Below are 18,897 nucleotides of genomic sequence, written 5' to 3'. Positions count from 1 at the left end.
CCTAGTGAAGCTGGTGTTGAAACTGGCTGGCCAGCGCCTCGACGCTCGACAGCGACGCGGTGATCATCTTGCCGCCCGCCTGGATGTCCTGGAACGTGGCGGTGGTGGTCAGATCGTTCAGGTGCAGGCTGTTCCGGTAGCTCTTCGACAGTTCTTCCGAACGCGCAGCCAGCGCGCGCACCTCGCTGGCCACCACGGCAAAACCCCGGCCCGCCGTGCCCGCACGCGCCGCCTCGATGGATGCATTGAGCGAGACGATCACGACATGCCGCACGATGGACTGCAGCTCCTGGTTCTTCGCGTGCATGTCGTGGTTCTGCTCCATGAGCGAGATCATCTGCTCATGCCAGCGCTCGAACGTCAGCGCCAGGCCCCGCAGGCGTGCGGCTTCTTCAGCAATCTTCGTGGCGCGGCTCGCCCACTGTTCCTTCGCTGCCGTGGCCGACTGCAGTTCGGTACGCAGTTGCTCGATGACTTCCAGTTGATCGGAAGCGGCATCGCGCATCTGGGCGACGGTGGTTTCCAGTGCGGCAACCTCACGCATGCCCGTTTCCACCAGCGCGGCGTGCCTTGCAAGCTCGACCGACAGATCAGCGATGCGGCCATCGGCATCGCCCAAGGTGCGCGCCATCGCACTCACCTTTCGTTGCCGGATCAGCCACACCAGCACACCAGCCACGGAGCCGCCGGTGATTACGGCCAGAACAATCGCCCCCATCACGATGCTTCCTTATCCAGATCCATGCGCACTGCCGGTTGCGCGCCGAGCGCAGCGTTCACGCTGTCGACTGCAAAACGTTCGGGCAGGCACACCACCGTCTGGAACTGGCGAAACGCAGCACCCTTGTTGTCGTCGGTAAAGCGCAGTTCGATGCGGCCATGCTCGCGCTTAAGGAACTCCAGCACGGCGTCCATGCCGACGCCGCGTCCGGACACTTCTGTCACCTTGTCGGCGGTCGAGAAGCCCGGACGGAAGATGCACTGCGCGATGTCTTCGTCGGTCGCGTGTTGGCCTGCGCCGATCCAGCCGCGCTCCATGGCGATGGTGCGGATGCGGTCGAGCGCAAGGCCCCGGCCGTCGTCACACAGCGTGATCTGGAGCATGCCCTGGTCCACACCGACGTCGATGTCGATCGTACCGGCAGCCGGCTTGCCGTGGGCGATACGCTCTTCCGCCGGTTCGATGCCGTGGTCGATCGAGTTGCGAAGCAGGTGCATGAACACGTTCTGCAGGATGCCGCGCGCCTCGGTGCGCACGCGATAGCCGTTGTCGTCGATACGCACGGCCACAGGCTCCTTGCCCAGCTCTTGCGCCAGCGACGGCAGCGATTGCAACGCGCCGGACAACAGCGCGTCCACCGTCTCGCTGCCCAGCAGGCGCAGCAGTTGATAGACCGAATCGCGCATCGCCACGAGTTCGTGCAGGCTGCCCGGGTTGGCCGATTCCAGCAGGCGCAGGCTTTCTTGAATGCGCAGCATCGCGTCGGGAGCGGCTTGCGTGGCATGGCCTGACACCGCATCGCCCTTGCGGCCGAGCTTCACCTCATTGAGGCGGGCGTAGTTTTCGATGGCCTCGCGCACACGCGTCAGCTCTTCCATCAGCCAGTCCTGATCCCATGTGTGTTCGGTGTCAGGTTCGCGCAGCGCGTGGTAGGTCTGCTCGGTCTCGTGCACCACGTTGGTCAGATGCTGCAGGTTGTACGTGCGCGCATTGCCCTTGATGGTGTGCATGTTGCGGAACAGCGCCGCAATGGCCGCGCTGTCCGCCTGCGAATACTGACGGATGATCCGTTCGTTCTCGTGCACAAAGGTCGTGGAGCTGTCGATGAAGTGCTGGAACTTCTCCTGGCTCACCGCCAGGATCTCGCCGATCATCTCCAGGTTGCGGCGCTGCTCGCTGGCCTCGGCGGCCAGCTTGCGCAGCTCGGTTACATCGCGCACGCACAGCATCAGGCGCAGGATGGTGTCGCTCTCGTCGGTAATGGCCGACCACGTCAGGTCGAGCGTCTTCACGCGCCCATCCGGCATGCGCTTTTCCACCTCGCTCGCCAGCAAATGCTGGTTGAACGCGAAGTTGATGATGTCCTGCCCAAGGCAGGCATCGACCGCCGCCTCCACCTGCGACAGCGCATCGGCGCCCAGGCTGGTATCGGCAAAGATCAGCTCCATCAACTTGCGGCCGGCGATCTCCTGCGTCTCAAAAATCGATTCGAGGTAGATCGAGTATTCCTCGTGCACCACGCCGCCATCGACCACGGTCAGGATGCCCTGCTGCATGTTCTGCAGCATCGCCTGGATGTCGGCCGTCTTCTGCTTGAGCAGCGCGGCGTTCTCCTGGATCTTCTCGATCATCTGGTTGAACGCGACAACAGAATGGCCGATCTCGTCCATGCGGCCCACCGGCACACGGCGCGTGAAGTCCTGGCTGGTGGCGATCTCGCTCATCTCAGCCTGCATTCGCGTGAGCGGACGCGTGATCTGGCGATACAGCAGCATGCCGATGGCGGTGAGCAGCACGATGGCCACGCCGCTCACCACGCCGATGGTGGTGGCTGTGTTCGCAAGCTTGCCGTTCAGGCCGGCGATGGCCTCGTCCTTCTCACGGTTTTTCTCGATGCGCAGCGTTTCGACAATCTTTTCCAGCACGTCGCGGTAGCTGGCCACGTTGGCAAACAAGAAGGCCTGTGCCAGCTCGTCCTTGCCCGCGAGCTTCATGTCGGTGGTCTGCTGGATGGCCTCGACGTAGCTGTCGACGCTCTCCTTGGCCTGTGCAACCAGGCCTTCCTGCGCGTGGCTGTTGGCGCGCTTGGCTTGCACGTCCAACGCAGCGCGCAGCGCCGCTTCCTTGGCCTTCAGGTCGTCCCGGGCTTGCGCAACGATGTTGCCGTCGGGCGCATACACCAGCACCATCGTCGCAAGCTGGACATCCTTGACGAGCGATACAAGATCAGCCGATGCCAGCGCGCTTGGCACCACGCCCTCCGTCACCTGGCGGACTTCTGCCGCGCTGCCCCGGGTCTGGTAGACCGCGTATCCGCCGATGGCCGCCAGCGCGGCAAACATCAGCACCACCAGCAATGTAATGCGATGACGAATGGTCATTTGAAATTCTCTCGATTCAGCCACCCCCTGAAAGAAGGGTGCCTCAATATGTTTTCCTAAACTCCGGAGGCGCAATTATTGAAGTCGAAAGATGACCAATCGATGACTGTCGCATCAACCATCCGGGCATTGCGGCATTGAATTTTCGTGGCACAGGCATTGCGGCGCCTACCCTTGCTGCACTTGGATTCCCGGCGAAATCGTTTTACACCCCCACTCAAGTGGGGAATTGCGCAGAAACGCTCAAGTTATTTTTCTCATCGCCGTTAACTGAGCGCCGTTTTATTTTCTTTTTACCTCGCGAATTATTTTTTTGTTGATGCCAAAAGCAAAAAAAACGGCATTTATCGGTTTTTCAGCGCGCGGCCAGATGGGGCATCTCGCCCACCGTTGCCGAGTGGCTACCAGCCCATGTTCCTGCCAGAATGTTCTGCTTGGGCCCACCACGGAGGCAGACACATGAAGAAGAGCACGCAGGACACCGCCGCACCCGCATCCGAACTGATCGACGCACGCATTGCAGAGCTGGGCGACTGGCGCGGCGAGATGCTCGCCCGCCTGCGCGCCATCATCCGGGCAGCCGATCCCGACGTGGTGGAGGAATGGAAATGGAGCGTGCCCGTGTGGTCGCACCATGGCCTGATCTGCACCGGCGAGGCCTACAAGCAGACGGTGAAGATGACGTTTGCCAAGGGCGCCTCAGTGCCTGACCCTTCCGGCCTGTTCAATTCCAGCCTGGACGGCAACACTCGCCGCGCCATCGATTTCCGCGAGGGCGACAAGGTGAACGAGAAAGCGTTGAAGGCGCTCATCCAGGCAGCCATTGCCGTGAACAAGGCCGGCGCCAAACGCTGAAGAACGCGCAAGCTCGTGCGGGTCGGGCCGGAGCCGTTAACATACGGCCCGCCTGATCAACCAACGGAGCAACCGCAGTGATTCAACCGACCAGCGTATTCAAGGACAACCTCGCCCAACTGCCCGCCATTGACGGCATCGAACGCATCGATCTGGTCGACGGCCAGGGCGCAGTGGTGGCCGATATCGAAAACAAGCCGGGCAAGCAAGGTTCGGTGGCGGTGTATCACTACCTGCAGCAGACGTTCGGGCAGCTCGACGCCAAGGCCGCCGAGCACGGCCTGGCCGTGTTTGCCGAGCACACCATCGATGCACGCAACCGCCCCGGCGCCCACCCGAATGTGGACCGCCTGCTGGCCATCGCGGCGGGTGAGCCGGCCCTGCGCATCAACGTCGTAAAGGCTGGATGACGCATCGCTGATGCGCGCGGCAAGTAGCGAGTGAACCACCTGTTCTCTCGCTGCACTGCACACAGCGGCATCTGAAAAGCCGTGCGCCGCGCACGCTGATTGCCAGCCATGGGCACGCGGCGTAGCATGAGGCAGCCCTTCTTCGGGAGCCGCCTCATGCCTGCCCAGCACGAAGACAAGGTCCGCCAGCACATGGCGGATGCAGTGGCCCTGGCGCGCGAACGTGCGCCCGATATTGCCGACCTGTTCGAGCCGTTCCTGCGGCATTACTACGGTCTGGCAGACCCCGAAGACGTGATCTCGCGCAGCGTTGCCGACCTCTACGGCGCGGCGATGGCGCACTGGCAACTGGGCCAGAAATTCGTGTCGGGGCAACCGCGCGTGCGGGTCTACAACCCGAGCCTCGAACAGCACGGCTGGTACTGCGGTCACACGGTCGTTGAAATCGTCAACGACGACATGCCGTTCCTGTTCGACTCCGTGACCATGGAGATCAACCGGCAAGGGCTGGCGCTGCATTCCGCCTTCCACCCGGTCTACCGCGTACAGCGCGATGGCGCAGGCATGCGCGTGGCGGTCTCGGCCGGCGGCGGTGTCCAGCGCCCGGCGGCCCTTGCGGGCGACATGCCCGATACACCCGCCGATGCGGACAGGGAAACCCACGGCGTAGCCCGCTTCGAATCGACCATCCACATCGAGGTCGATCGGTTCTCCGAACCGGACCGCCTGCAGGCTTTGCACGACGGCCTCATGCGTGTACTTGGCGACGTGCGTGCCACGGTGGAAGACTGGAAGCCCATGCAAACGGCCGCCCAGGCCGCCATCGATGCGCTGGCCGTACGCGCCGCGCAGCCCTCCACCGGTGACGTGGAACGTGCCGAGATCGCCGAAACGCAGGCCTTCCTCACCTGGATGATCGAGCGGCATTTCACCTTCCTTGGTTATCGTGATTACGAACTGATCACGCAAGACGATGGCCATTACCTGCGCGGCATACCGGGCACCGGCCTGGGCGTGCTGCGTGAAGCGCTGCGCGACACCTCCACGCCGGACACGACGCGCCTGGCACCGGGCGCGGCCAAGTTCATCGACGCACCCGAGCCCATCTTCCTCACCAAGGCCAACTCGCGGGCCACCGTGCACCGGCCCGGGTATCTCGACTACATCGGCATCAAACTGTTTGACGCCGAGGGCCGTGTCTGTGGGCAGCGGCGTTTCCTGGGGATGTACACGTCGAACGTCTACATGGTGCCGGCTGAAGACATTCCGCTGGTGCGCCGCAAGGTGGCCGACGTCATCCGACGCACGGGCTTCCTTCCCGACGGGCATCTGGCCAAGACGCTCGTCACGATCCTGGAGCAATACCCGCGCGACGAGTTGTTCCAGATGGACGCCGAAGCGTTGCACGACATCGCACTCGGCATCCTGCGGTTGCAGGAGCGCCAGCGCACGCGCCTGTTCGTGCGCCGTGATCCGTTTGACCGCTTCGTGTCGTGCCTTGTGTTCGTGCCGCGCGAGAAGTTCAACACGGATCTGCGCGTGCGCATCCAGGGTCTGCTGCAGGCGGCGTATCACGGCACCGCAGTGGAGTTCACGCCATTGCTGTCGGAATCGATGCTGGCGCGCATCCACATCACCGTGCGCACGCAGCCAGGCAACGTGCCCGACGTGGACGTGGCCGAACTCGAAGACCGCATCGTGCAGGCCGCCCGGCGCTGGCAGGACGACCTGGCCGACGCGCTGCTCGAACGCGGCGGCGAAGAGCGCGGCAATCGCCTGCTGCGCCGCTATGCCGGCGCGTTTCCGGCAGGTTTTCGAGAGGACTACGCCGCACGCCTTGCCGTGCGCGACATCGAACTGATGGAGCCGCTGCTCGGCGCCAATGCCACGGACAACGTGCTGACCATGCAGCTCTACCGGCCGCTCGAAGCGCCACCCGGTGCGCTGCGTTTCAAGATCTACCGCGCCGGCCAGCCAACATCGCTGTCGCACAGCCTGCCGATGCTTGAACACTTGGGCGTGCGCGTCAACGAAGAGCGCCCCTACTGCATCGAACCTGCCGATGCCGCCCCCATCTGGATGCACGACTTCGGCATGGAGACCATCGACGGCAGCGAAGTCAATCTGGACGAAGCCCGCGCACGCTTTGAAGACGCCTTCGCGCGCATTTGGAGCGGCGAGCTGGAAAACGATGATCTCAACCGCCTCGTGCTGCAGGCCGGCCTGACCTGGCGCGAGGTCCGCATCCTGCGTGCATACGCGCGCTACATCCGCCAGATCGGTTCGACCTTCAGCAATACGTACATGGAAAGCGCGCTGAACGGCAACCCGTCGATTGCGCGGGCGCTGGTGCGGCTGTTCCTGGTGCGATTCGACCCTGCCCTTGCCGAGGCCGAACGTTCGCGCGCGAGCGAAACGCTGCGCAAGCAGATCGACGAGGCGCTCGAAGACGTGCCCAACCTGGATGAAGACCGCATCCTGCGGCAGTTCCTAGGCGTGCTGGAAGCCACGTTGCGCACGAACTATTTTCAGAGCCTGCCGGATGCCGGACAGGGGCAGCCCAAGCCCTATCTGTCGTTCAAGTTCGACCCAGCGCGCGTGCCGGGCCTGCCCGAGCCCAAGCCGATGTTCGAGATCTGGGTGTATTCGCCGCGCGTAGAAGGCGTGCACCTGCGCGGCGGCAAGGTTGCGCGGGGTGGTTTGCGCTGGTCTGACCGGCGCGAAGACTTCCGAACCGAGGTGCTCGGCTTGGTCAAGGCGCAAATGGTCAAGAACACCGTCATCGTGCCGGTGGGCTCCAAGGGCGGCTTTGTCGTCAAGCAACCGCCGCCGGCCAGCGACCGTGACGCGTATCTGGCCGAAGGCGTGGCGTGCTACCAGACCTTCCTGCGCGGGCTGCTCGACCTGACCGACAACTACGTCGACGGCCGCGTCGTGCCGCCGCGCGACGTCGTGCGCTATGACGAAGACGATCCCTACCTGGTCGTTGCCGCCGACAAGGGCACGGCCACGTTCTCCGACTACGCCAACGCCATCTCGGCCGAATATGGCTTCTGGCTCGGCGACGCCTTCGCTTCGGGCGGCTCGGTGGGCTACGACCACAAGAAGATGGCCATCACCGCGCGTGGCGCATGGGAATCGGTCAAGCGTCACTTCAGCGAGATGGGTGTCGATACGCAGACGCAGGACTTCACCGTCGTGGGCGTGGGCGACATGTCGGGCGATGTGTTCGGCAACGGCATGCTGCTCTCGCGCCATATCCGCCTGCTCGCGGCGTTTGACCATCGGCACATTTTTCTCGACCCGTCGCCCGATGCGGCCACGAGCTTTGCTGAGCGCGAGCGCCTGTTCAACCTGCCGCGTTCAAGCTGGGCCGATTACGACCGGGCACTGATCAGCCCCGGCGGCGGCATATTCCCGCGCACGGTCAAGTCGATCGCGCTCACGCCGGAGGTGCGCGCCATGCTGGATGTGACGGCCACCGAGATGGCGCCGAACGACCTGCTGCACGCCATCCTCAAGGCACCTGCTGATCTGCTCTACAACGGCGGCATTGGCACCTACATCAAGGCCAGTACCGAAACGCATGCACAGGTGGGCGACCGGGCCAATGATGGCCTGCGCGTGAACGGCGCCGAGCTGCGCTGCAAGGTCGTGGCCGAGGGCGGCAACCTGGGCTGCACGCAGCTCGGCCGCATCGAGTACGCGCAGCATGGCGGGCGCATCAACACCGATGCCATCGACAACTCCGCCGGCGTGGATTGCTCCGACCACGAGGTCAACATCAAGATCCTGCTGGGGCTGGTCGTGACCGACGGCGAGATGACACTCAAGCAGCGCAACACGCTGCTGGCCGAGATGACCGACGAGGTGGGCGAACTGGTGCTGCGCGACAACTACTTCCAGACGCAGGCGCTGTCACTTGCGCGCACGCGCACGGCGCTGTGGCTCGACCCCGAGGCGCGGCTGATGCGGTATCTGGAGCGCGGCGGGCGCCTGAATCGCGCAATCGAGTTCCTGCCTGCCGATGAAGAGATCGACGCCCGCCGGGCAAGCGGCGGCGGCCTGACCACGCCCGAACGCGCCGTGCTGATGGCCTACAGCAAGATGTGGCTGTACGACGTGCTGCTGGGCAGCGATCTGCCCGACCAGCCTTTCGTGGCCAATGGTCTGCCGGACTATTTTCCGCAGCCGCTGCACACGCGTTGCGCTACATCGATCCCCCGGCACACGCTACGTCGCGAGATTCTGGCGACGATGCACGCCAACGCGCTCGTCAACCGGGCCGGCGTGACCTTCGTGCACCGGATGGCCGAAGAAACCGGCGCAGAGCCGCTTGCCGTGGTGTGGGCAAGCCTCGTCGCACGCGCGGTCTACCGGCTCGACGCGCTCTGGCAACAAGTCGATGCCCTGGACGCCCAGGTGCCGCACGAAACGCAAACTGCCCTGTTCACGGCGCTCGCGCAGTTGCATGAGCGCGCGACGTTGTGGTTCCTGCGGCGGCGCGTGGCGGATGTACCAACCGCAGTCGAGCACTTCAGGTCTGCGGTCGATGCGCTCGCACCCGAGATTGACGCGCTGCAGCCTGAGGAATCTGCGCAAGCTGCGGTGCAGCAGCTGCAGGTCTTTACCGATGCCGGCGTGCCGGAAGCACTGGCGCGCGTGGCAACTGGCGTGCCGGCGCGTGTGTCATTGCTCGATATCGCCGAGGTTGCGACCGCCGGCGGCTGCGATGCACGGCTCGCCGCACGCGTGTACTTTGCCCTCGACCAACCGCTGGGTTACGGGTGGCTGCAAGGCGGCATCCTCGGCCTGCCGACGCAAACGCATTGGCAGATGCTGGCGCGCGCAACGCTGCTCGAAGAACTGGGGCAACTGCGGCGGCGGCTCACGCAATCCGTCTTGCAGGATGCGGCGCCCGGCACGAGCGCGGATGCCCTCATCGACACATGGCGCGGCACGCGACAGGAGGCGCTGGCGCGCTACAACCGCGTGATTGCCGATCAGGTCGCGGCCGGCTCGGCCGATCTGGCGATGCTGTCGGTAGGCCTCAAGGCACTGGCTGAGGTCGACGCCTGATGCAGGCCGCTGACGGGCACGCGCCAGTGCGGCGTTGACGCGCACTGGTGGCGTGTCGTGCGAGAACGGCGGCTGCACGACGAAGGCATCCACCACGCCGGGCTGGAAAAACATGCAGTACGTCGATCCTCCGTACTGGAAGTAGCCAAGCTCGCATCGGGTGCGCTTGGGCCACGAACAGCGCGTTTCTGTCTGTATCGATCGCAGGCACATCACTCGCCGTCCTGGACTTTGCGCCCAGGCAACGACTTGCTGCACCGCAATGAGGAAGGATCGTCTAGTGAGACGCGGCCATCGAACGGCGGCCGCTGGTGCGAACGTGTCCGGAAGCCTTGAGCAAAACGTAGCCCTGGAGGGTTACCCGGGCATAGCTGTGGTCGGGGCCACGGCGTTCCAGCGTCACGAGCTGTCGCTCGATGAGCGCTTCGACATCGGCGCGATCCAGGTCGTCGGATTCGGCGCCGTCGTTGACGAGAAGCAGGACGGCAAATTCATGGGGACTCAGCACAGTTGGCTCCAGCTTGTCTGTTGGCCACGGCATGCGTGACGGTGGGTGGGCTTGGTTTTCACTGACACCATGAGCACTGCAAGAGCCACCAAGAACACCGGGAGAGAGCAGCTGGGCTTGCAGGAGAAGCCAGCATAGGCACCCTCGCAGCGGCATTCAAGAGGGCAATTCCATCCTTCTTCCGTCGGCGCCCGCGGCCGCATGGGCGATGACGGTGCATCAACCGTTTGCCGTGCTGTATTGCGCACCGGCGGCAACGATTGCGCATCACAGAAAAGTCCGTCCTCCTCCGTTTGCGCTAAATCAATTGCCCAAAAGAACGCGCCCCGGTGACTCACATCACCGGGGCGCTGAGTGCTGCGCTGGGGGGCGACCTTACAGGTCGTCGTCGACGATGTTGGCACGGCGGCCGAAGCCGTGCAGCGGGTCAATGCGTTCGACGCGTTGGAGTCGCGCGTACGGATCATCCAGTTGTGCATGCGCACCAAATGCATGCAGCGCGCGATGGCGTTCAGTGGCTCGGTCCGCTGCGTGCACTGCAGCACGGCCATGCACCACGGCGGTCACGCTGCCGTAATGGCGGGCCATACCGGGCCGCATCGCGTACGTCTGGGCTGGCGATTGGGCCGATTGCGGCTCGATCCAATCGTTACGGCCCAGACGGCCGCGATAGCCAAAGCGATGAAAGCCGGCGGCATCGGCCGTCACCGCATCCACGGCCTTCACCACGTCGCGCGGTTGCTGTGCAGGTGCATCAACGCGTGCCAGCGAAGGCTCTTCGCGGTCGAGGTTCTCCAGCACGATCGCCTCGCTGACGGGGCGCATGCCCAGTACCGGCTCTTCCGGGTCGTATTCGGGGCTGCGGATGAACGGCGTGGGCGGTGTGGCGGTGCCGGCAGGTGCCGGGCGACCCGCCCACTCCTGCCACGAGCGCACGTGGGTGATATCGCCGTCATCGTCGTGGTCGACCACCAGCAGGCGCGTGTTGCGCGGACGCTGCCAGGCCGGTTGCTGCTGCCCATGCAACGCCCCCCGCGACGCGCGGGCGGAAGCCCCGACGGATGGAGCGGGCACCGCCGGCGCACGTGCAAGCTTGCGGCGAATGGCGCGGTCCAACCGCGACAGGATCATCCACACCACGAGCACCCCGCCCATGCCGGCGATGATGTTGCCGTACATGCGCAATTGCTCGAATGGCAGGCCGCTGGGGCCCACGCTGCTGATGGAGTACCCCACATACAGGCCCAGCAGGCCCCAGATCGAAATCACGAGCACCGGCCGGAAGATGCGGAACCAAAGCACGTGGTGCAAGGTGCCGACGACACCCTTGTCTGAGAACGACTGTCGGATCGAGTTTCGCGAAACATCAATGACAAGCATGGTCATGGCGAATTCCCCTGTTGTTGTTGGATGCCCCGGTCAGGGCTGGTCCAGCGGGCACGGGCACGCGTACGCTGGAAGGCGACGGCCGGAAAGCCGACCACCGTGGTGACAAGGTTCAGGATCCAGAACGCAACCGGATACCAGACAGTGTCGATGAAGTAGCGCAGGATGTTGTCGTCGTAGCGGCGATCAATAAAGCAGCCGATCAGCAACTGCAGCACGCATGTGATGAAAAGCAGCGTGCCGTGCCAGCGCGGGAAGGCTTCCATGCGCCATTCGGGTGGCAGGGTGATGAAGAAGCCGAGCACCGACCACGTGATGACGATCAGCATGTTGTACGCCCACACGACCGACAGTGCGTACTCGAAGAAGATCGGCCACATCATCGATTGCCGCAGGCTCACCATGGCCGGCGCGTACTTGATCAGCGCCTGGATGCCGCCCTTGGCCCAGCGCAGGCGCTGCTTGTACAGGCCGCGGAAGGTCTCGGGCATCAGGATCCATGACAGTGCGCGCGGCTCATAACGGATCATCCAGCCGCCCACCTGCAGCTTCCAGCTGATGTCGATGTCTTCGGTGAGCATGTCGTTGCTCCAGTAGCCGACATCTTCAATGGCGTGCTTGCGGAACATCACGACCACGCCCGACACCGTCAGCAGCCGGCCATAGACCTGCTGCGTGCGCTTGATGAGCCCCACGATCGACGAGAACTCGCCCACCTGCATGCGCCCCAGCAAGGTCGAGCGCGTGCGGATGCGTGGGTTGCCCGTCACCGCGCCAATGGTCGGGTTCTCCATCAGGTGGCGGATCATCCAGGCAATCGCATCCACATCCAGGATCGAATCGCCATCGATGCACATCAGGTACTCGGCGTCGGTCACCTGCGCCGCGGTGGTGAGGCCAATCGCCTTGCCCTGGTTGGACGACTGGTGGATCACCACGAGTTGCGGGTATTCCGCCGCCAGTTCGTTCAGGCGTTCACCGGTGCGGTCAGAACTGCCGTCGTTCACGGCGATGATGTCGTAGTTCGGATACCGCATGCGTGCGAGGTGGCTGATCACCTCGCGCACATTGGCCTCTTCGTTGTAGCAGGGCACGATGATCGACACCTTGGGATAGCTCTTCACCCCCAGGAGTGCCAGCGGATGCCGCACGTTCTGCGTACCCCGCTCGAGCAGGAAGTAATGCAGCAGCCCGCCGATCATCCAGAAATACGACATGAAGAACGGGTAGTAAAAGACAAAGCCCGAGATCCAGCGCTTAGCGGCGAGTGCGTCCACCATGTCAGCCTCCCGCCTTGTTGGTGTGGGACAGCGCTGCCGCTTCGGTCGTCCCGGGCTGCTTGTCTGCGCCCGTCGCGCTGGCCTTCGGCGGTTGGCTCTGCGGGGCAGCACTGCTGTCGAGCTTCTCGACGCTGCGCGTATTGCCGCCGGGCGGCTTGCGCGTCTCGATATACGTCTTGAGCGACATCACATCACGCAGCACCTCGGTATCGGGCCGGCCGGCAATGAAATCATCCGGGTAGTAGCCGTAATTCAGAGCACCTGCCGAGCGCAGCGCGCGCATCTGGTCACGCAGTTCGGTCGTCGGGATCGGCTTGTCCTGATTGCGCCAGTCCACCGCCTGCAGCTCGAAGATGGTCTTCTTCAGCCCACCCTTGTGTTTGGCCACGGCGGCGGTCAGCTTCTTCATCCAGTCCTTCGGGTCCTTGGCTTCCTCCATGTACGGCATGGCTTCGAGCGCCACGTAGTCGTACGCCTCCAGGAAGTCGTCATAGTTCTGCGCCGTCCAGGCCTCGGCCTTCGGATCAAGCACCGGCCCCGAAAAGATGTTGCGCGCGGTCAGCATGTCGCGGCCGTTCTGATAGCCCTGCGCCACCGCGATCAGCTCTTTCGAGAACGAGATCAGCGCAGCGGTCTTGGCCTTCGACCACTTCTGCATCAACTCCGGCGACTGGCGGATCTTGTTGATATCGCCGGGCAGGCCCATGGCCTCGTAGGCCTTGAGCGCGGCGGGGCTGGCATCTTCGTAGTCGTCGAGCACGCCGTCGTCGTGGAAGAGCACGCCGTCGATGATCGAGTTCTTGGCCAGGTCCTCATAGATGTCGCGGATCATCTGGCGTGCCTGCGGATCGAACGGCGACAGTCGCGGCGGCTTGACGGTGCCCGGCTTCTGCGGCGCGCCCGGCAACGACTGCACCAGGTGCGTGGCGGCCGGGTTGTTGGCCGGCAGCTTGTACGACAGCATCGGCAGCCAGGCGTACACCTCCACCTTTGCTCGCGTCTTCAACTGCCACGACACGCGCGAGAACAGGTCCGCACGCATCGGCATGTGCCGGTTCGGGAAGTACACAGCGTCCACGGCGCCGTTGCCCTTCGGATCGGCGAAGGCCTGCAGGTAGACCACACGCGGCGCCAAGTCCTTGATGCGGTCGATCAGCTTGCCGAGGTTCGCTTCCTGCTGCTTCGGGTCCGGGTCGTAGATGTAATCCATGTCGACCTGCACCACGCGCTGCACGGGGTTGATCTCGCCGTGATGAGTCACGGGCTCGCGCAGCGAACGCTCCAGATCGCCGGTGTTGGTGTCGTAGCCCATCAGGCTTCGGCGGATGGCGGTGAGCGGCACGTCCGGCGTGTTCGGACCCGGCTCCAGCGTGAGCATGTACTTCAGGCCCACGTTGGCGGCCTCCTGGTCGAGCATCTGGTTGTGGGCACCATACGGCCACACCACCGTCTGCACCTTGGTACCCGTGTTCTTCTGGATCAGGTCGATGCTGCGCTGCAGGTCAGCATGCACACGCTTGCGGTATTCGTCATCGGTCTCATAGCGGCCCAGATTGCGCAGATATTCATGCGTGGTCGCCGCCGGCATCTCGTTACCCTGGGGGTTGCCCAGCGCGCCGTGGTGCATATCTGCCGTGTGGGTGGCGAACTCTGCCAGGCCGGAGGCCTGCATCTCGCGGATCTGGTTCCAGTTCATGAAGAAGTCCCGCGGCACGATCTGCTTGTCCGACAGCTTGACCTTCGATCCCTGGGGTGCGTTGGTCCACTCCGTTACCAGCCCGAACACCGCCGGAAAGCGGAACTGCTTGAGCAGCGGGAAGACCTTTGTGTAGTGACTTTCATAGCCGTCATCGAACGTCAGCAGGAGCGGGCGCTTGGGCAGCGGCTTGCCGCCATGGCGCGCCTCGTCGATCTGCGCGAGCGTGACCGGGTGGTAGCCGTTGGCCTGGATCCAACTGAACATGTTCGTCAGCATCTTGGTGTCGACGGCAAACCCATCGGGCAACGTCTCGAAGCTGGCGCGCAGGTTGTCGCGGATGTCGTGAAAGCACAGCACGCGGAACGTCTTGCCATCGTCCGGATCGGGCTTGGGCAGGAAGTCCACCTGAACGGCGGCGGCAGACCGAACGGCAGCAAGGAAAGCCAACGTCAGGGCCAGCGCCAGTCTCGGTGCCATCCAGGCGAAGAATCGTCGCAATGACGGTTGTCGGAGAGCTTGCATGGGCATCACAGCGGAATGTTGAGGTTCAGGTACAGGAACTTGCGGTTCTCAGGCTGGCCGTCATAGCTATGGCGACCAAAGCCGATGCCGTAAGACACCTGCGTCTTGCGATTGATTTGCCACACGTGCTCCAGCCGCGCTTCGTACATCGGGCTGCTGCCGAACGACTGCTGGTTGTACATGCCGCCGGTCAGGTACACGCGCTGCGTGAACGACTTGTCGGCGTAGCGCCAGGGCGTCCACGACCAGATGGCCGTGGCCTGGCCGCTGTAGTCGCGCGATGGGCTGAAGTAGTTCAGGCCCGTCATCGTGTTGCGGCTGGTATCGGCCCCGAACAGCACGCCGATGGTGTGCCGCGGCGAGGTGAACACCTGCTGATAGAAGTTGGCTCCCACGCGCTGGCGCAGGTTGTCGTCGGTGTAGCGCGACACGCCATACGTGAGCGAGGCGTAGCGCGTTTCGTCCCAGGTGTAGCGCACGTTGCCGCTGACGGTCTTGCCGGTCACGCCCACCTGGTACGCCTTGTAGGGCACTTCCAGGTCGTCGTTGGTGACCATGCCCGACACCTTCCAGTGGTCGCTCGGAATCCACGCTGCATCCAGGGTGCCGCCGGTCTTGCCCACCGCGCCAACCGATTGGTGCACCTCGCCGTTCACCTCGACGCCGGTGTCGAACCACTGCAGGCCCGCGCCGTTGCGCACACGGCTCTGCGATGCGCCGTCAAACTGCGCGCGGCCGGCAAAGTTGTGGAAGAACAGTCGATAGTGATCGGCAAACGGGCCGCTGTAGGCCTTGGTGTCGATACCGTACTCGTTGTTGGCGAACGCCGAATTGCCCTTGTCCGCCGTTGACTGAATGATGAGCTGCGGGCTCTGATAGACGTCCAGATCCCTGCGCAGCGCACGCACGGAGCCGTTCTCCGGAAAGCGCTCGTCCAGCCCGTTGGCGACATCCTTCGCGGTCTTCAGGTCGTCCACTGCCAGCGATGCACGGCCATAGCCGGCCACCACGCTCAGGTCATCCGGATGCTCGGCCAGCGCGGTCTTGTACATGTCGCGCGAGCGGTACGGCTCGGTCTGCACCATCGCGCCGTCGGCACGTGCGCTGACGAGCGATGCGGCGAACGGTGCTTCGTGGCGCCACTTGTCCAGCTCGGCAATGCCCTGGTGGGTGCGGCCCGTCAGGATCAGGTACTGCGCTTCCAGACGCTTGATGCGCGAGTAATCGGGATTGGGCGTACCGGCTTCGGGCGCCAGGCGCACGTATTCCGGGTTGTCGGCCTTCATCTTGTCGAGCAGCGCGCGAGCCTCTTCAAAACGCCCGGTGTCGAGCATGGCGTAGAACAGGCCTTCCTGAACGTCGCCGGTTTCGATCTCGCCAGGGCTGGCATCCTTGAGCGCGCGGGCGTAGGCATCTGCGGCCTTGTCGGGCGTATCGAGATACGCATAGGCATCCCCCGCGGCCACGCGCGTGTAGGCGGGCACCTTGCCCGTCTGCGACATGGCTTCGTAGCGCTTGACGGCATCTTTCATGCGCCCGCGCGAAGCCAGTGCCACCACTTCGTCCGCCACGATCTGCTGGCGGAACTCTGCGTTTTCTGGCGTATCGGGCACCTTCTTGAGCAGCGCCTCGATCTCGGCTACAGCCTGATCGATGATGACGAAGCGTTCCGGCCCGTTGATGACCTTCAACTGCTGACGCCCCCAGCGGATGCGCTGCGCGGCGGCGGCATGGTCAACGTGCCACGATTCGCTTTCCTTGAACCAGTCCGGGTGCTGGCGCAGGTGCTCTTGCGCCAACGTGGCAGCGCCCTCGCGCGACTCGCGCATGACCTCATCGTGGAAGGCCTGGCGGTCGGTCGGCATCGGGCCGACGGGCGCATTGTCAGGCGCATTGCCGGCGGCGTGGGTCGCTGCTGCATTGGCCGCTTCTGGCGACACCGGCAGCGGTTCGAGCGCGCCGGGGCCTTGAGCGCTCGGGCCCGAAGGCACGGCGGGCGCCTGTGCAGCCGTATCCGGTGCGGGGGCGCCTGGCGGCAGGATCACCGTGGGCGACGGCGGCGCAGATGGTGGCGCCGGGGGCGCCGCCTCAACAGCAGGCATCGGCGACGTGGCAGCCGGCGCGGTTGCCGCGGGCGATGTCGTGACGGATGAATCCGCAGGCGGCACCGCCTGTTGCGCAACAAGGAGCGTGTTGGCCGGAGACGCCGGCACGCCATCACCGCCGGCGATGACGGTCGTGGATGCAAACGTGGCCGGGCCCTTGGCCGCGGCGTCGGTCAGTTGCGTATCGATCAAGCGGCGCGTGGCCGCGTTGGAAGCATCGTCGGTCGCGGCGTGCGCGATCATCGGCACCGTGCCGACCACCACAACGGTGGCGGCAGCAATCGCGCAGCGGCGAGGATGCCATGCCGCGGCCGCGCTGTTGCGCTCGGCCGGCAGGCTCCAGGAGATTGGCTCGTGGGTTGTCATTGTTGTCATGTCCAGTGGGCGGCGCGTGCGGGCGCACGCCATCCGCATTGCATGAAGAGTTGACCGGGCTGAGTCAGCCGAGGCGGGCCGTACCGTTGGCGGTGCGCACCGGGGCGCGCATCGGCTTGGCAGGCGTCACGCCCCCAAAGGCCCGTGTCATGGCGGCCCAGCGCGATTCGGCGCCCAGTTCAGCGCCCGAAGCAGTCACCGATGTGGTGGTCCGCTCGGACGCTCCCGGCTGGGGGGATGAAGACGCCATCACCGCGTCTCGGGCCGGTGCGCCGGCCTGGAGCGGAGTCGGTGTGCGTGCAGCGGTTTGCACGAACACATCTGCGTCTTGCGCATCTCCAGACACCTGGACCGATGTGTGCGCAGATGCAGCGCTGATGGTGGCGGCAGCCCCGCCCTGCAGTTCCAGTGGAATCCCCAGGCGCATGGCGGCGTACACCGCTTCGCTCTTGTTGCGCACGTTCAGGCGTCGATACAGCGTGCACGCGTGCGTCTTGACGGTGGCCTCCGAAATGCCCAGCAGGCGGCCGACACCCTTGACGGAGTGACCGCGCGACAGCAACACCAGCACTTCGTACTGTCGCAGCGAAACATTCAGCCGCTGCGCCGCTTCCGATGCATCCAGCGAGAGCATCGGCATGACTGCATTCGCCGCACGCGGCATCAACGCCGGATACGACTGGCCGCCGGCCAGCACCAGCCGCAGCGTGGCCAGCAAGACTTCGGGCGATTGCGATTTGGCGCAGTAGGCGTCCACACCGCACGTCATGGCGACGTGCGCTTCCTCAGCAGACAGGCTTGCGGCGAGCAGCACCACGCGGCTGGCCTCGCTGGCATCGATGGCCTCGCGCAATTGGGCAGCGAATTGACCAGCGTTGATCGGGCCCTCGGCCTCGTCCAGCCCGATGACGAGCAGATCGGCTCGCTCATCGAACGCGTGCAGTTCGCCGGGGATGCCCGCAGGCAATGCCGGGGCAACGACCTCCAGGCCAAGGGTGGGATGCGCGAGCAACTGCGCAAGTCCGGCTCGTAGCAACGGATGATTCTCCAGCAGGACTGCTTTCATGGTTTCCTCGTTTTCTTGTGAAGCGATTCCGGTCAGGCGCGCGCAGGCCAGCCGCTGCGGGCGAGCACGCATGTGACCGTCGAAACCCCGGGACCGTCCGAGAGAAGCGCCCTGCCACCGGCGATGTGCCGGATCTGGAGAAGCGAATTGCGAATGCCGTGGAAACCGTGGTGCCGTGGGGACCAATCCGGTTCCGGATTCGCTTATTGGAAGAACATGTTCTGCATGTGGCGGAAATGCCTTGCACATGCAGAGTGACCGCACGACATAGAGCAAGCATCGGGCCACCTACGTGCAGCGCAACATCTGCTTACACTTGCGGCACAAATGCGGTCATGAGGAAGGCGGTGAAAACCCACTGTGGCAAAGGATCGCTGGGCGGTGGCATCGATTGGTGCGACGCCGCAAATCCACTCCATTTCTGTAACGATTCAGTTACGAATTCGCGGCGTGTGACGGCAGGCCCGGTCATGCCGTCGGTTGTCCACTGAACGTTTTTACAACCTGTTT

The 18,897-nt window shown here is 64.3% G+C and carries 11 protein-coding genes; 3 read left to right on the top strand and 8 right to left on the bottom strand.

Annotation, left to right across the window (positions count from 1 at the left end):
• Position 1 precedes the first annotated feature (1 nt).
• Together M1D44_RS17600 and M1D44_RS17595 are read right to left on the bottom strand one after the other, a co-directional pair.
• Positions 2-718 carry a methyl-accepting chemotaxis protein gene (locus M1D44_RS17600; RefSeq protein ID WP_316853526.1) on the bottom strand — a complete coding sequence of 239 codons (717 nt, stop codon included), beginning with the start codon at positions 716-718 and terminating at the stop codon, positions 2-4.
• Entirely contained in the window at positions 718-3,102 is a 2,385-nt protein-coding gene (locus M1D44_RS17595; RefSeq protein WP_316853525.1) for a HAMP domain-containing protein, read from the bottom strand. The genes M1D44_RS17600 and M1D44_RS17595 overlap by 1 nt, the downstream gene beginning before the upstream one ends.
• 459 nt (positions 3,103-3,561) lie before the next feature.
• Here M1D44_RS17595 and M1D44_RS17590 point away from each other — a divergent pair, with 459 nt between their 5' ends.
• From M1D44_RS17590 to M1D44_RS17580, 3 genes are all read left to right on the top strand, one after another.
• Positions 3,562-3,957, top strand: coding sequence for a DUF1801 domain-containing protein (locus tag M1D44_RS17590; RefSeq protein ID WP_316683583.1), 396 nt, complete (start codon positions 3,562-3,564; stop codon positions 3,955-3,957).
• Between the two features lie 77 nt (positions 3,958-4,034).
• Positions 4,035-4,367: a DUF2322 family protein gene (locus M1D44_RS17585; protein ID WP_024977493.1), complete on the top strand. Its 333-nt coding sequence runs from the start codon at positions 4,035-4,037 to the stop codon at positions 4,365-4,367.
• Positions 4,368-4,523: 156 nt separating this feature from the next.
• Positions 4,524-9,446 (top strand): NAD-glutamate dehydrogenase, encoded by a 4,923-nt coding sequence (locus M1D44_RS17580; RefSeq protein ID WP_316853524.1) that lies wholly within the window; start codon positions 4,524-4,526, stop codon positions 9,444-9,446.
• Between the two features lie 277 nt (positions 9,447-9,723).
• Here M1D44_RS17580 and M1D44_RS17575 read toward each other — a convergent pair whose 3' ends face one another.
• The 6 genes from M1D44_RS17575 to M1D44_RS17550 all read right to left on the bottom strand — a co-directional run bounded on the left by M1D44_RS17575 (position 9,724) and on the right by M1D44_RS17550 (position 18,387).
• Positions 9,724-9,954, bottom strand: coding sequence for a hypothetical protein (locus M1D44_RS17575; RefSeq protein ID WP_024977491.1), 231 nt, complete (start codon positions 9,952-9,954; stop codon positions 9,724-9,726).
• A 375-nt stretch (positions 9,955-10,329) separates the two neighbouring features.
• Positions 10,330-11,340: a poly-beta-1,6-N-acetyl-D-glucosamine biosynthesis protein PgaD gene (locus M1D44_RS17570; protein WP_316853523.1), complete on the bottom strand. Its 1,011-nt coding sequence runs from the start codon at positions 11,338-11,340 to the stop codon at positions 10,330-10,332.
• Positions 11,337-12,620, bottom strand: coding sequence for a poly-beta-1,6-N-acetyl-D-glucosamine synthase (gene pgaC / locus M1D44_RS17565; RefSeq protein WP_024977489.1), 1,284 nt, complete (start codon positions 12,618-12,620; stop codon positions 11,337-11,339). The genes M1D44_RS17570 and pgaC overlap by 4 nt, the downstream gene beginning before the upstream one ends.
• Before the next feature lies 1 nt (position 12,621).
• Positions 12,622-14,796, bottom strand: a complete 2,175-nt coding sequence (pgaB, locus tag M1D44_RS17560; RefSeq protein ID WP_439004616.1) for a poly-beta-1,6-N-acetyl-D-glucosamine N-deacetylase PgaB — start codon at positions 14,794-14,796, stop codon at positions 12,622-12,624.
• Positions 14,797-14,846: 50 nt separating this feature from the next.
• Positions 14,847-17,312 carry a poly-beta-1,6 N-acetyl-D-glucosamine export porin PgaA gene (gene pgaA, locus M1D44_RS17555; protein ID WP_316853521.1) on the bottom strand — a complete coding sequence of 822 codons (2,466 nt, stop codon included), beginning with the start codon at positions 17,310-17,312 and terminating at the stop codon, positions 14,847-14,849.
• Between the two features lie 73 nt (positions 17,313-17,385).
• On the bottom strand, positions 17,386-18,387 hold the full coding sequence (locus M1D44_RS17550; RefSeq protein ID WP_112187229.1) for a LuxR C-terminal-related transcriptional regulator: 1,002 nt from the start codon (positions 18,385-18,387) through the stop codon (positions 17,386-17,388).
• Between the last annotated feature and the right edge of the window lie 510 nt (positions 18,388-18,897).

The organism is Ralstonia sp. SA306 (genome assembly GCF_054792405.1).
This window is presented reverse-complemented; position numbering and strand designations above follow the sequence as displayed.

Bases quoted from the DNA above. Each gene is read 5' to 3' on its own strand.
- M1D44_RS17590 (WP_316683583.1), top strand. From the start codon at position 3,562: ATGAAGAAGAGCACGCAGGACACCGCCGCACCCGCATCCGAACTGATC.
- pgaA (WP_316853521.1), bottom strand. From the start codon at position 17,312: ATGACAACCCACGAGCCAATCTCCTGGAGCCTGCCGGCCGAGCGCAAC.
- pgaB (WP_439004616.1), bottom strand. From the start codon at position 14,796: ATGGCACCGAGACTGGCGCTGGCCCTGACGTTGGCTTTCCTTGCTGCC.
- M1D44_RS17595 (WP_316853525.1), bottom strand. From the start codon at position 3,102: ATGACCATTCGTCATCGCATTACATTGCTGGTGGTGCTGATGTTTGCC.
- M1D44_RS17550 (WP_112187229.1), bottom strand. From the start codon at position 18,387: ATGAAAGCAGTCCTGCTGGAGAATCATCCGTTGCTACGAGCCGGACTT.
- M1D44_RS17570 (WP_316853523.1), bottom strand. From the start codon at position 11,340: ATGACCATGCTTGTCATTGATGTTTCGCGAAACTCGATCCGACAGTCG.
- pgaC (WP_024977489.1), bottom strand. From the start codon at position 12,620: ATGGTGGACGCACTCGCCGCTAAGCGCTGGATCTCGGGCTTTGTCTTT.
- M1D44_RS17580 (WP_316853524.1), top strand. From the start codon at position 4,524: ATGCCTGCCCAGCACGAAGACAAGGTCCGCCAGCACATGGCGGATGCA.
- M1D44_RS17600 (WP_316853526.1), bottom strand. From the start codon at position 718: ATGGGGGCGATTGTTCTGGCCGTAATCACCGGCGGCTCCGTGGCTGGT.